The sequence below is a fragment of the Pseudomonas sp. NFIX49 genome, from assembly GCF_900115915.1.
In the GTDB taxonomy this organism is placed as follows: domain Bacteria; phylum Pseudomonadota; class Gammaproteobacteria; order Pseudomonadales; family Pseudomonadaceae; genus Aquipseudomonas; species Aquipseudomonas pharyngis.
This window is the reverse complement of the sequence record NZ_FOYE01000011.1, coordinates 94677-108384: the sequence shown is the minus strand read 5'-3', so window position 1 is coordinate 108384 and position 13708 is coordinate 94677. Positions and strand designations below refer to the sequence as shown.

Annotated in this window: 13 protein-coding genes; 3 read left to right on the top strand and 10 right to left on the bottom strand. The window is 61.6% G+C overall.

The genetic code is table 11. The features are described 5' to 3' along the window. Positions 1–31: 31 nt before the first annotated feature. Positions 32–661: a glutathione S-transferase gene (locus BMZ46_RS27535; protein ID WP_039768114.1), complete on the top strand. Its 630-nt coding sequence runs from the start codon at positions 32–34 to the stop codon at positions 659–661. Positions 662–748: 87 nt separating this feature from the next. On the opposite strand, the gene creD is transcribed toward BMZ46_RS27535, so the two are convergent. The 4 genes from creD to BMZ46_RS27515 all read right to left on the bottom strand — a co-directional run bounded on the left by creD (position 749) and on the right by BMZ46_RS27515 (position 5033). After that, positions 749–2119 carry a cell envelope integrity protein CreD gene (gene creD, locus BMZ46_RS27530; protein WP_074692155.1) on the bottom strand — a complete coding sequence of 457 codons (1371 nt, stop codon included), beginning with the start codon at positions 2117–2119 and terminating at the stop codon, positions 749–751. Between the two features lie 82 nt (positions 2120–2201). Continuing rightward, complete coding sequence (gene creC / locus BMZ46_RS27525) at positions 2202–3617, bottom strand: two-component system sensor histidine kinase CreC (RefSeq protein ID WP_074692153.1); 1416 nt, start codon at positions 3615–3617, stop codon at positions 2202–2204. Then, positions 3617–4297, bottom strand: a complete 681-nt coding sequence (gene creB, locus BMZ46_RS27520) for a two-component system response regulator CreB (RefSeq protein ID WP_007959816.1) — start codon at positions 4295–4297, stop codon at positions 3617–3619. The genes creC and creB overlap by 1 nt, the downstream gene beginning before the upstream one ends. Positions 4298–4529: 232 nt before the next feature. Beyond that, positions 4530–5033: a retropepsin-like aspartic peptidase RloA2 gene (locus tag BMZ46_RS27515; protein ID WP_064599935.1), complete on the bottom strand. Its 504-nt coding sequence runs from the start codon at positions 5031–5033 to the stop codon at positions 4530–4532. 265 nt (positions 5034–5298) lie between these two features. Here BMZ46_RS27515 and BMZ46_RS27510 point away from each other — a divergent pair, with 265 nt between their 5' ends. Next, the gene (locus BMZ46_RS27510; protein WP_074692151.1) at positions 5299–6186 is read left to right on the top strand and encodes an acyltransferase; all 888 of its coding nucleotides are present in this window, start codon (positions 5299–5301) and stop codon (positions 6184–6186) included. Position 6187: 1 nt separating this feature from the next. Here BMZ46_RS27510 and BMZ46_RS27505 read toward each other — a convergent pair whose 3' ends face one another. Beyond that, a complete protein-coding gene (locus BMZ46_RS27505; RefSeq protein ID WP_039768021.1) occupies positions 6188–6745 on the bottom strand; it encodes a DUF2780 domain-containing protein in 558 nt (185 codons plus the stop codon). 267 nt (positions 6746–7012) lie between these two features. Here BMZ46_RS27505 and BMZ46_RS27500 point away from each other — a divergent pair, with 267 nt between their 5' ends. Further along, positions 7013–7315, top strand: a complete 303-nt coding sequence (locus BMZ46_RS27500; RefSeq protein ID WP_074692150.1) for a hypothetical protein — start codon at positions 7013–7015, stop codon at positions 7313–7315. 54 nt (positions 7316–7369) lie between these two features. On the opposite strand, the gene fdhA is transcribed toward BMZ46_RS27500, so the two are convergent. From fdhA to BMZ46_RS27475, 5 genes are all read right to left on the bottom strand, one after another. Continuing rightward, entirely contained in the window at positions 7370–8569 is a 1200-nt protein-coding gene (gene fdhA / locus BMZ46_RS27495; RefSeq protein WP_011336270.1) for a formaldehyde dehydrogenase, glutathione-independent, read from the bottom strand. A gap of 130 nt (positions 8570–8699) precedes the next feature. Continuing rightward, positions 8700–9557 carry a formyltetrahydrofolate deformylase gene (gene purU / locus BMZ46_RS27490; RefSeq protein WP_007959808.1) on the bottom strand — a complete coding sequence of 286 codons (858 nt, stop codon included), beginning with the start codon at positions 9555–9557 and terminating at the stop codon, positions 8700–8702. A 13-nt stretch (positions 9558–9570) separates the two neighbouring features. Next, the gene (locus tag BMZ46_RS27485) at positions 9571–10203 is read right to left on the bottom strand and encodes a sarcosine oxidase subunit gamma (protein WP_039768018.1); all 633 of its coding nucleotides are present in this window, start codon (positions 10201–10203) and stop codon (positions 9571–9573) included. A gap of 147 nt (positions 10204–10350) precedes the next feature. Beyond that, positions 10351–13368, bottom strand: a complete 3018-nt coding sequence (locus BMZ46_RS27480) for a sarcosine oxidase subunit alpha (RefSeq protein ID WP_074692149.1) — start codon at positions 13366–13368, stop codon at positions 10351–10353. Next, on the bottom strand, positions 13365–13694 hold the full coding sequence (locus BMZ46_RS27475; protein WP_011336273.1) for a sarcosine oxidase subunit delta: 330 nt from the start codon (positions 13692–13694) through the stop codon (positions 13365–13367). The genes BMZ46_RS27480 and BMZ46_RS27475 overlap by 4 nt, the downstream gene beginning before the upstream one ends. Positions 13695–13708: the final 14 nt, after the last annotated feature.

The following is a 13708-nucleotide window of genomic DNA, read 5'->3' as shown; positions in this document are numbered from 1 at the left end:
CCCGTCATTGCCCCTGACCGAGACCCTGCCGATGTCCGCTCCCAGCATGACCCTGTTCCACAACACCCTGTCCCCGTTCGTGCGCAAAGTCATGGTGCTGCTGCACGAGACCGGCCAGCAGGATCGCGTCGCGCTGCAGGACTGCGTGCTCAGCCCTGTCAGCCCGGACGCGGCCCTCAACGAAGACAACCCGCTGGGCAAGATCCCGGCCCTGCGCCTGGCCGACGGCAATGTCATCCATGACAGCCGGGTGATCCTCGATTACCTCGACCACCAGCACGTCGGCAATCCGCTGATCCCTCGCGACGGCTCGGCCCGCTGGCGGCGCCTGACCCTGGCCTCGATGGCCGACGGGATCATGGACGCCTCGGTCATGGTGCGTTACGAGCAAGTGCTGCGCGCCCCGGAAAAACACTGGGACGAATGGCTCGAGGCCCAGCGCGAGAAGATCCGCCGCGCCCTCGCCCTGCTGGAACGCGACGCGATTGCCGAACTGACCTGCCACTTCGACGTCGCTTCGATCAGCGTGGCCTGTGCGCTGGGTTATCTGGATCTGCGCTTTCCGGATCTGGGCTGGCGTGACGCCAACCCGCAACTGGCCAACTGGTTCTTTGAAGTGAGCCAGCGGCCGTCGATGATTGCGACGATGCCGAAGGCTTGACGCACCGGGCGGGAGGTAACGAGGCAAAGATCAGCGTCATCAACACCTCGGCCTCCCGCTGCTCCTCACGCAACCCAACGAACCGGCTCATTGCACCGCTCCGATATCGAACTCCAGCGATTTGGCCGGTTTCTGCCCGATCCCGTACCAATCCAGATTGCGGGTCAGCACCATGAACACACCGAGCAGACCGAACAGCAGCAGCGAACCCATCAGCAGCGCGTAATCCTCGGCGCTCAGCAAGCCATAGAGCAAGCCGTACAACGCCGCCAGCCCCGCCGAAAAACTCAAGCCATGCCGCACGCTGCGCAGCACGTGGCAGACGTAGAACCCGATCAACACCACACAACCGCTGGCCGACAACAGATACGCCAGGGCAAACCCGATGTGCTCCGACAACGACAGCAGCAACAGATAGAAGAACGCCAGCGCCACACCCACCAGCGCGTATTGCACCGGGTGCACCGCCAGGCTTTTCAGCACTTCGAACAGGAAGAAACCGGCGAACGTCAGGACGATGAACAGCAGCGCATATTTGATCGCCCGGTCGCTCTTCAGATATTGATCCACCGGATCGATGAAGCTCACGCCGAAACTGCGCTCGTTGAACGCCTCGCAATCATTGCCCGACACACAACGGCTCATCGCTTCTTGCAAATTAGTGGAGAAAAACGAGGTCTGCCAATCGGCGGTGAAACCCTGATCGTTGATCTCGCGTTTGGCCGGCAGGAAGTTGCCGATGAAGCTTGGGTGCGGCCAGTTGGCGGCGAGGTTCACGCGGCTGGTCTTGCCCACCGGCAGCACCTGCAACGAACCGGTGCCTTGCAGGCGCAGGTCGAAGCCGAAGGCCAGCTCCGTGGTTTTGCTGGTGTCCAGCGCCGGCAGCGTCACTCGCACACCCTCGCCCAGCCAGCCGACCTGAGTACCGGGCACGAAGTCCAGGCGTTGCGCGCCGAGTTCCAGCTTCAGGGCATTTTCGATCCCGCGAATGTCACTGATGCCGACCGCCAGGAACGGCGCATCGAAGGTGTAATCGACAAAGTCTTCCTTGATCCCCAACTGCGCCGGCAGCGAGAAATGCCCACTGATGCGGTTGTCGGCATGGAACAGCCGCGCTTCGTAAATGCCCCGGGCCCGCAGTTCGGTCTGCACCTGGCCGTCGAGCTCAAAGCGCTCCGGCAGGAAATACAGCCGTCCGCGTTCCTCACCGATTTCCTGGTATCGCTCGTCACTCTTCTCTTTGGTCTTCCAGGTGCGCACCACTTTGCGATACGGCACAACCATCACCGGCCCGCTGAGTTGCTGGCTGTAGCTTGAGCTTCTGGCAATGTCTTCCAGCACACCGTCACGCAGTTGCTGGCGATCATCGATGATGCCGTCGATCATCAACAGCGGCACCAGCAATACCAGGATCAGCAGGGCAATGGCCCCGAGTTTTATCGTCAGACTTTTGTTCATGGGACTCTCCCTGTTTCGGTGGGCAGAGTCTGCGAAGGGGATGTGGGGGTTTTGTGGGAGGAATATGGAGTTTGTGTGGAGACTACAACTGCAGAACGACTTCCACCCCGGCTTCGACGTTGCCGATGCGCATCGAACCACCGTGCAACTTGATCACCTCTTCGACAAAATTGAGCCCGAGACCAGTGCTTTTACGTCCGCTGTCCGGGCGTGGCAGGGAGTAGAAGCGCTCGCTCAAGCGCGGCAAGGCGTAGTCGGGAATCGGCGTGGTTTCGTTGAACAGGCGAAGCTCGACCCGCTCACCGATTTTCTCGGCGCCGAAGCGCAGCAGACCGTGCGACGGGGTGAAATCCAATGCGTTCTCCAGCAAATTGCCCAGCGCCTGACGCAACAGAAACGGCTCGCCTATCAACGCCAGATCCGGCGCGATGGTTTGCTCGATCCGCAGTTGCCGGCCTTCGATGCGTGCCATTTGAGCCTGTAACAGCTCATCCACCAGCGCCGCCAATGGCACTGCGACGCGTTCCTCAAGACCCTGCCGCTGTTCGACCTGAGCCAGATTGAGCAGGCGTTCGATCAACTGCTGCATCCGAGCACTTTCACTGTCGATGTTGCCGACAAAACGTAGGCGCTGATCCGCCGGCATCTCGCCCTGCAACAACTCGGCGGCACCGCGAATGGCGGCCAGCGGGCTTTTCAGTTCGTGGGTCAGGGTGTGCACATAGCGCTCGACGTAGGCTTTGCCTTCGAGCTGGGTGCGCATCTGTTCCACGGCGGTCGCCAACTGCTCCAGCTCGCCGCCGCGATAGTGCGGCACCGCCACCCGACGGCCCTCGCTCACGGCCTGGGCGTACACGGTCAAGCGGTGCAGCGCGCGACTGAGCCACCACGACAGCACGGCGCCAAGCAACAGGCCGAGGCCGATCAATCCGGCGCCGTAACCGAGCAAGCGGCGTTCGGTGCGATCGACATAGGGCTGCAGTGAACTGTTGGGTTTGGCCACGGTGACCACGCCGATGATCGCGCCGTTGTCGCGAATCGGCGCGCCGACATGCATCACCGAGGAGTTCGGGTCATTCGGGTCACTGCGGCTGGAGCGTGCGCCGTATTCGCCGCGCAGGGTCAGGTAGACGTCATTCCAGCGCGAATAGTCCTGACCGACCGCGACACCGCTGGAATCCAGCACCACGATGCCCTTGGCGTTGGTGACATAGATGCGATGGTTGACCTGGTTTTTCGCCAGGCCCCAGATCGTTGCCTTCGGCTGGCGTTCGCCATAGGCGCGGAGCAATTCCGGCCAGCGATTCTGGTTGAGGGTGCCGGCCTTGAAATCGTCCCGCAGGATTTCCGCCATCAGGTTGGCGGTGTCGACCAGGGTTTCTTCGGTGGACTGGCGCACGCCGGGGCGGATTTCTTCCATCACGGTGTTGAGCACGAAATACCCGGTGAGGCCGATGAACAGCACGTACACCAGGAAAATCCGCAGCCCCAGCGACATCAGCTGTGCCCCGGGCTGTAGCTGTAGCCGAGGCCGCGATGGGTCTGGATCGGCTCGGCCTCGGCACGCACCAGACGCAATTTGGCGCGCACGCTTTTGATATGGCTGTCGATGCTGCGCTCGTAACCGGCATCCGCCGCCACGCCCAGCGCATCGAGCAATTGCTCGCGGCTGAACACGCGCTCGGGTTGTTCGAGCAGGCATTGCAGCAGACGGAATTCGTGGCGAGTCAGGCTCAGGGGCTGGCCGCGATAGCTGATCTGCACACGTTCGGGATCGATGCGAAACAGCGCCGAGGACGCCTCAATGACCGGACGTGGCGCCATGCGCTTGAGAATCGCCCGGACCCGCGCCGCCACTTCCCGTGGGCTGAACGGTTTGACCACATAATCATCGGCACCAATCTCCAGGCCCACCACGCGATCGATTTCGGCATTGCGCGCGCTGAGGAACAGTACCGGCACTTCGCTAAAGCGACGCAACTGTTTGCAGGTCTCGAAGCCGCTGATGTCCGGCAAGCCGATGTCGAGGATGATCAGATCCGCCGGGGTCTGGCGCTGATGCTCCAGCGCCGCCGCGCCCAGGCTCAGCCAGGTCGTGGTGAATCCCTCGCCCTGCAAGGCAAAAATCAGCGTGTCGGCAATCGCCGCTTCGTCTTCGACAATCAGGATATGAGGCATGGCGTCCGAGCCTGTGGGTTAAGTGCGCGAACGGTGCCCCAAGCCCGGCGTTACGTCAATGAGACCACCAGCGTCGCGTCTCACAAATGCGTTCCTTTTTTGACGAGTGGCTGTTGTCGTCAGGCAAGGCGCCGCGACGAGTCATAGCCCGCTATGGCGAGGAGCGGCAACGCAGCATGACGGCAACAGACACCGTCAAAAAGGAACAGCATTTGCGAGACACGACGCTCGATCAGCAATCAGGTTTGTCAGCGGTGAAGCGTCGTGCTGGGTTCACCGCCGCGCCGAACTCGCGCAGGGCCTTGGCACCGATCAGCAACGGGTAGTTGAAGTTGCTGCGGTCGGTCAGGTTGACCTCCACGGTACGCTTGACGTCGCCCAGGCACAGCTCCAGATCGACCACCGGGCGCTTGGCCACTTCGGTGCTTTCGCCCTCGTCTTCTTCATCCGAGCGACTCTTGATCTTGCTGATCCGCGCGACCTTGTGCTCGTACACCTTGTTGCTGGCGTCCTTGGTGGCCAGACGGAAACGCACCCAGTCTTCACCGTCACGGGTGAAGGTCTCGATGTCCTTGGCCGACAGCGAGGCGGTCAGCGCGCCGGTGTCCATCTTGGCCTTGAGCACTTCGCCGCCGATCTCCGGCAGTGCGATGTATTCGTAACGACCGTACAGGGTCGGTTCGGCGGCGAGCACCGGCAGGGCGACGAGGGAAAGCAGTGCAAGGAGGGATTTCACGTAAGGGGCTTCCTTGGGAAATGGGGGCGTCAGACGCGAGATTTTAGACCGTTGTTTACTTGATCGTTCCCACGCTCCGCGTGGGAATGCATCAGATGACGCTCCGCGTCACAGGGACGCAGAGCGTCCCCGGCGGCGTTCCCACGCAGAGCGTGGGAACGATCAGACTAACGCGCCACAGGTGAAACATTCGTCACCGGTGGATTTGGCCTGTCGGCCGAAGCCACTTATCATGGCGCGCCCATCCGTTTTCCAAGAGTTGCTTATGCGCCGCCTGCTCACCGGCTGTTTCGTCACCCTGCTGCTGTTGTCCAACACCCTGGTGCTGTTTGGCCCGCTGATGGTGTTCGCCGTGCTCAAGCTGATCCTGCCGGGGCGCTTTCGCGACTACGCCTCGTGGGCGGTGATGTGGATCGCCGAAACCTGGGCGGAAATCGACAAGCTGATCTTCCGCCTGTGCATCCCCACGCAATGGGACATTCGCGGCGGCGAAGACCTGCGCAGCGACACTTCCTACCTGGTGATCAGCAACCATCAGTCCTGGGTCGATATCCCGGCGCTGATCCAGACCCTCAACCGACGCACGCCGTTCTTCAAGTTCTTCCTCAAGAAAGAGCTGATCTGGGTGCCCTTCCTGGGCCTGGCCTGGTGGGCGCTGGATTACCCGTTCATGAAGCGCTACACCAAGGCGTTCCTGGCGAAGAACCCCGAGCTGGCCGGCAAGGATCTGGAAATCACCAAAGCGGCGTGCGAACTGTTCAAGCGTCAGCCGGTGACGGTGGTGAATTATCTGGAAGGCACGCGTTACACCGCTGCCAAAAGCACTCAGCAGCAGTCACCGTTCAGCCATCTGCTCAAGCCCAAGGCAGGCGGCGTGGCGTTCGTACTGGCGGCGATGGGCGAACAGCTGGACGCGATTCTCGATGTGACCGTGGTTTATCCACAGCAGAAGATTCCGGGGTTCTGGGACCTGATCAGCGGCAACGTGCCGCGCGTGATCATCGACATCCAGACCCGCGAGCTGGATCCGGCCCTGTGCCAGGGCGATTACGAAAATGATCCGGTGTTTCGCGAGAAGGTCCAGAACTGGGTCAACCAGCTCTGGACCCTCAAGGATCAGCGCATCGCCGAACTCAAGGTCGAGCGCCGCTGAATCAACCGTTGGTGCCGGTGCCCCAGATGCTGCCCAAGCTTTGCAGCAGCGAACCGCCGACACCCTGTTGACCGAGATATTGCAGGAGGATCGGGGCAAACTGGCCGACCATCCCGCTGTCCATGCCCAACGCACCGAAGGCGTTGTTCAGGTCATTGGTGTCCTTGACGTTGCCCAGCGCATTTTCCAGCCCGGCGGACTTGCCCGACGAGCCGAGCAGACCGCTCAACGCCGCCAGACTGCCAGCGCCACCCGACAACTGGTCGATACCCGGTACTTCCTTGGCCAGTTCGGAATAATCGGTGCTGCTCAATTGGTTCTTCGCCAGGCCCAACATGGCACTGGTGCCACCCACCGCTTGTTGTGGCGTGAGGTCCAGTGCGCTCAGCGCACTCAACAAGCCAGCGGTTTCCGAGGTCGGCGCGGCCGTCGCAGCCTTGTCACCGCCCTGCATGCCCGATACCACGCCGGCCACATCATTCAAACTGAAACCGGCAAACACCGGCCCTGCCGCCAGGGTCAGGAGCGATGCCAGGGCAAAACCGCGTGAAATCTTCATTCAGACATCCTCTTGTGGCGTGAAGACCGCCCGGATACAGGCGATCAAACTGCCGGTTTGACCGGGTTGGCGGCAGCATGTTCCCCCAGACAGAAGCTGTGTTTTCTTGCATCAACCACAGGAAAACATTTCGTCCTGAGTCCACTTACTTCTAAGTTCTGCAGCAACCATTACAAATAGAACTAAAAACCTGTCATTTATGACAGTTGGAAATTTGGAAGGGGAAATGGAATATATGAACTCCAATTACGTAACGGAGTACGAACAATGAAACTGAAAGTTCTCGCGGGTGCGCTGGCTTGCCTGGCAATGCTGAGCACTGCTCATGCACTGGAATGCCCAAAGGTATCCGTGACCGATTCCGGAGGCGCGGAAGATCCGGTATTTACAGCTGCACGCATTAAAAGCGGAAACAAGCTCATTTGTCAGAATGATGGTAAAGGCAGTCTGGGCGTCACGACTGTTTTAGAGTCAAGCACTCCAATTACGCCTACTGGATCGGGTTGGGATAAAAACCTTGAGTGTGCAGTCACCGATGGTGATGCCAGCAAATGCTCGGTTAAATTGTGAGTTAGATGTTTAAAAAAGAGCAACCGAACCGGTTGCTCTTTTTTTGGCTACGACTTACGCCGCACTGAACAACTTATGCGGATCAATCACAAACTTCTTCGGCACGCCGGCATCGAACTCGCCGTAACCTTCCGGCGCCTGATCGAGGCTGATGACTTGCACGCCCACCACTTCGGCGATGTTGATGCGGTCCCACATGATCGCCTGCATCAGCTGGCGGTTGTACTTCATCACCGGGGTCTGGCCGGTGTGGAAGCTGTGGGATTTGGCCCAGCCGAGGCCGAAGCGAATGCTCAGGCTGCCCATTTTCGCGGCAGCGTCCACGGCACCCGGATCTTCGGTCACGTACAGGCCCGGAATGCCGATCTTGCCAGCTACGCGCACCACGCCCATCAGCGAGTTGAGCACGGTGGCCGGAGCTTCGGATTTGACGCCGTCGTGACCATGACCACGGGCTTCGAAGCCGACGCAGTCCACTGCGCAATCCACTTCAGGCTCGCCCAGCAGCGCGGCGATCTGTTCGTGCAGCGGGGTGTCTTTCGACAGGTCGACGATTTCGAAACCCTGAGCCTTGGCGTGGGCCAGGCGGATGGTGTTGACGTCGCCGACGATCACCACCGCAGCGCCGAGCAAACGGGCGGAGGCGGCAGCGGCCAGACCGACCGGGCCAGCGCCGGCAATGTAAACGGTGCTGCCCGGACCGACGCCAGCGGTAACGGCGCCGTGGTAACCGGTCGGCAAAATGTCGGAGAGGCAGGTCAGGTCACGGATTTTCTCCATGGCCTTGTCGCGGTCCGGCAGTTTCAGCAGGTTGAAGTCGGCGTACGGCACCAGCACATACTCGGCCTGGCCGCCGGTCCAGTCGCCCATGTCGACGTAACCGTAGGCACCCCCGGCACGGGCCGGGTTGACGGTCAGGCAGACGCCGGTGTGTTGCTCCTTGCAGGAACGGCAGCGCCCGCAAGCCACGTTGAACGGAACGGACACCAGATCGCCGATTTTCAGGCTTTCGACGTCGCTGCCCTTCTCGATCACTTCACCGGTGATCTCGTGTCCCAGCACCAGACCGACCTGAGCGGTGGTACGGCCGCGCACCATGTGCTGGTCGGAGCCGCAAATGTTGGTTGAAACCACACGCAGGATGACACCGTGCTCGATCTTCCTGCCGCGCGGATCCTGCATTTTCGGATAGTCGATTTTCTGTACTTCGACCTTGCCAGCGCCGAGATACACCACACCACGATTGCCAGACATGCTTTCACCTCGCTGTTGTTTTTATGGAACCGCGCCGCCCAGGCAGGCAGCGCGTTAAGTGCTCGGGTACAGATGCTGATTCTTGTGTTGCCTGTTATGGCCTCATCGCTGGCAAGCCAGCGATAGCGGCCTAGAGAACGACCGTGCGATTGGCGTTCAAAAAAACCCTTCTTTCAATGTGATACCCAACAGCCCGGGCCAGGGTCAGGCCTTCGATGTCGCGGCCCTTGGCGATAAGGTCTTCGGGGTAATGACTGTGATCCACCGCCTCGACGCCCTGGGCGATGATCGGCCCCTCGTCGAGGTCATTGTTGATGTAGTGCGCGGTTGCGCCCACCAGCTTCACGCCCTTGTTGTAGGCCTGGTGATACGGTTTGGCGCCCTTGAAGCCCGGCAGCAGCGAGTGGTGAATGTTGATCGCCTTGCCATCGAGCTTGCGGCACAGCTCCGGCGACAGCACCTGCATGTAGCGGGCGAGGATCACCAGTTCAGCGCCGGCCTCTTCGATCACCTGCCACACCTGCCGCTCCTGGGCCGGTTTGTCGTTGGGGTCGAGGGGGAAATGGTAGTAGGGAATCTGGTGCCAGTCGGCCAACGGCTTGAGGTCCGGGTGGTTCGACACCACCGCCGCCACGTCCATCGACAACTGGCCGATGCGCTGGCGGTAGAGCAAATCGTTAAGGCAGTGATCGGCCTTGGAGACCATGATCACCACTTTTGGCCGGTAGTTCGGCGCGGTCAGCTCGAAGATCATGCCGAACGCCTGACCGCGTTCGGCGAGGCCGGCGCGGAAGGATTGCTCGTCAAAACCGTCGGGCTGACGGAACTCCACCCGAATGAAGAAACGGCCCGAGAGCCGGTCATCGAACGAATGGTGCTCGGTCACGTAGCAACCCTGCTCGAACAGAAAACGCGTCACCGCGTCCACGGTGCCGAGAACGCTGGGGCAGTCGGCGGTCAGAATCCATGTATCCGGGGCGCGGCTCATCGTTTTCTCCTGATCAGGCCTGAACGCTGAGGCCGTATTCGGCGGACGCATCCTGCAACCACAACCACCAGTAATCCGAGAAGCTGCGACGGATCAGCAGTTCCCAGGTGTCTTCGGCGGTATGGCGAATCATCAACTGCGACTTGGCGAACACCGTGCCGACAGCCTTGCCGACCGGGAAGTTGTTCGGGTGCACGTCGTAGCTGGTGGATTTCATCAGCACCTGACGCACGTTCGGGCCGCTCAGTTCGAGAATCTGCTGGCCGCCGCTGACATTGACGATTGCGATGTGCAGATCGCCCAGCGCTTCGCGCAGTTTCTGCTCGGCGGCGAACTCTTCACCGCTCGGCACGATCAGCAGCCACTCATCCGGGCCCATCCATTGCAGGCTGGTTTCACCTTTGACGATGACGCTCAGGGCGCCCGGCAACTCGATGCCCAGCGCCTTGTGCACACCGGCGGCGAACGCGGCATCGTGGCCGTCGCCGCGGATGGTCAGATGGCCGAGGAGTTTCTTTTCGCGCACGGTCACACCGGCGGTCTTGCGGCCCTTGCCGACCAGGCTGGCGAGGTCGGCGTGATGCAGCGACGACTCGGCCTTGGCCCCGGTGGTCGGGCGTTGTTGGTAAACGTTGGCTGCGGTCATAAAGCACCTATTCTTTTGTTTGATCGTTCCCACGCTCTGCGTGGGAATGCCGCCATGGACGCTCTGCGTCCGCTCTTGGGACGCGGAGCGTCCCGGGATGCATTCCCACGCAGACGGTTCGACGCCTCGACGTGGGAACGATCAGTGTCAAATGTTCTGGCGATCGCCTTTCGGATCGAAGAACACCGAAGAAACGATTTCCGCCTCGATCACGCTGCCGTCCGCCAGCGGTGCGAACACCCGCTCGCCCATGCGCTTCAGACCGCCCTTCACCACGCCCATGGCAAACGAATAGCCGAGGGAGTTGTGCGCGTAGCTGGAGGTCACGTGGCCGACCATGGTCATCGGGATCGACTGCTTGGTGTTGAACACCAGCTGTGCACCTTCCGGCAGCCAGACGTTCGGATCGATCGGCTTCAGGCCCACCAGCTGCTTACGCTGGTCACGCACGCAGTCTTCACGGTTCATGCCGCGCTGGCCGATCCACGAGAACGGTTTGGTGCGACCGACGCACCAGCCCATGTTCAGGTCGTCCGGGGTCATCGAGCCGTCGGTGTCCTGGCCGACGATGATGAAGCCCTTCTCGGCCCGCAGCACGTGCATGGTTTCGGTGCCGTACGGGGTCAGGTTGTACTGCTTGCCCGCCTCGACGATTTTTTCCAGCACGCCCATCGCGTAATCGGCCTGGACGTTGACTTCGTACGACAGCTCACCGGTGAACGAGATACGGAACACCCGCGCCGGCACACCGCCGACCAGACCTTCCTTCCAGGTCATGAACGGGAACGCTTCGTTGGCCAGGTCGATGTCGGTCACGGCGCTGAGCAGCTTGCGGCTGTTCGGGCCGGACAGGGTCATGGTCGCCCAGTGGTCGGTGACGGAGGTGAAATACACCTTCAGGTCCGGCCATTCGGTCTGGTGGTACAGCTCCAGCCACTGCAGGACGCGAGCCGCGCCGCCGGTGGTGGTGGTCATGACGAAATGGTTGTCGGCCAGACACGCCGTCACCCCGTCGTCGAAGACCATGCCGTCTTCCTTGCACATCAGGCCGTAACGGGCCTTGCCCACGTCGAGCTTGGTCCAGGCGTTGGTGTACACGCGGTTGAGGAACTCGCGGGCGTCCGGGCCCTGGATGTCGATCTTGCCCAGGGTCGAAGCGTCCAGCAGACCGACGCTGTCGCGCACAGCCTTGCATTCGCGTTTGACGGCGGCATGCATGTCTTCGCCGTTTTTCGGGAAGTACCACGGACGTTTCCACTGGCCGACGTCTTCGAACTCGGCGCCGTTTTTCAGGTGCCATTGATGCAGTGCGGTGTAACGCACCGGTTCAAAGATGTGCCCGCAGTGACGGCCGGCTACCGCGCCGAAAGTGACCGGCGTGTAGTTCGGACGGAACATCGTGGTGCCCATCTGCGGGATGGTCACGTTCAGCGAGCGGGCGGCAATCGCCAGGCCGTTGACGTTGCCGAGCTTGCCCTGATCGGTGCCGAAGCCCAGCGCCGTGTAGCGTTTGACGTGCTCGACCGACTCGAAACCTTCGCGGGTCGCCAGTTCGATGGCGGCGGCGGTCACGTCGTTCTGCAGGTCGACGAATTGCTTCGGTGCCCGCGAAGTGCCCTTCTCGTGGGGCACCTGGAACAGCGCCAGGGTTGGTTCTTCGAGACGGCTCAGGGCTTTCGGCAACACGGCTTCAACGGCCTGGAAACCGGCTTCGGACGCAGCGCGCACGCCGCCTTCAAAACCGTCAGCCAGAGAATCGCCAAGACCGTAGACGCCATTGATGCCACCGACGCACACACGTTTCTGCGGTGCTTCGCCCGGTACGAAACCGAGGATGTCTTCGCGCCAGATCGGCTTGCCGCCGAGGTGCGACGCCAGGTGAACCACCGGGCTGTAACCGCCGGAGCTGGCGATCAGGTCGCAGTCGAGCCATTCGCCCGGGCTGGTGACCTTGTGGCCTTTGACATCGATCGCCGCCACGCGGGCAGCGGTCACGTGCTTGCTGCCACGGGCCTCGATCACGGCGCTGCCGGTGAGGATACGAATGCCTTTGGCGCGCGCTTCTTCGACCAATGCGCCACGCGGATTGCTGCGGGCGTCGGCGATGGCGACCACTTGCAGGCTGGCGTCGAGCCAGTCCAGCGCCACTCGGTAGGCGTGATCGTTGTTGGTCGACAGCACCAGTTTTTTGCCCGGTGCCACGCCATAACGGCGCACGTAAGTCGAGACTGCGCCAGCGAGCATGTTGCCCGGCACGTCGTTGTTGCCGTAGACCAGCGGACGCTCGTGAGCGCCGGTCGCCAGCACCACACGTTTGGCGCGGACGCGGTGGATGCGCTGACGCACCTGGCCGATCGGCGCGCGGTCACCGAGGTGATCGGTGAGGCGTTCGTGAATGGTCAGGAAGTTGTGGTCGTGGTAGCCGTTGACCGTGGCGCGCGGCAACAGCAGCACGTCCGGAGTGCTCTTCAATTCAGCGATGACGCCGGCCACCCATTCCATCGCCGGTTTGCCGTCGAGGCTTTCGCGGGAATCGAGCAGGCTGCCGCCGAACTCTTCCTGCTCGTCGGCGATGATCACCCGCGCACCGCTGCGCGCAGCCGCCAGTGCAGCGGCCAGACCGGCCGGGCCGGCGCCGACGATCAGCACGTCGCAGTGCTGGTTCATGTAGTCGTAGGTGTCCGGATCGACTTCGGTCGGCGAACGGCCCAGGCCGGCAGCCTTGCGAATGTACTTCTCGTAAGTCATCCAGAACGATTGCGGGTACATGAAGGTTTTGTAGTAGAAACCCGGCGGCATCAGCTTGCCGCCGACCTTGCCGAGAATCCCCATCATGTCGTTGTTGACGCTCGGCCAGCCGTTGGTGCTGGTGGCGACCAGGCCCTGGTACAACGCCTGTTGCGTGGCGCGCACGTTAGGGATCTGGGTGGCTTCGGTAGCACCGATCTGCAGCACCGCGTTCGGCTCTTCGGCACCGGCGGCGAAGATGCCGCGCGGACGCGAATACTTGAAGCTGCGGCCAATGATGTCGACGCCGTTGGCCAGCAGAGCTGCGGCCAGCGAGTCGCCTTCAAAACCTTTATAGGTCTGGCCGTTGAAGGTGAAGCTCAGCACTTTGTTGCGGTCGATCCGTCCACCGTTGGACAGGCGATTGGTCTGGCTCATACCTTCTCTCCCAGCGCCGTCGTGGCTGTTTTCGCAGTGTCAGCCTTGTCGGTGAATTGCGGCTTGGTGCCGATCTTGTAGGTTTCGAGAATCTCGTAGGTCACGGTGTCGCGGGTGACGTTGAAGTACTGGCGGCAACCGGCGACGTGATCCCACAACTCGTGGTGCAGACCGCGCGGGTTGTCGCGGAAGAACATGTAGTCGCCCCACTCCTCGTCGGTGCAGCTGTTCGGATCCAGCGGACGCGGGATGTGCGCCTGGCCGGATGCGTGGAATTCCTCTTCGGAGCGCAGTTCGCCGCAGTGAGGACAGAAGATATGCAACATGGGGATTTCTCCTG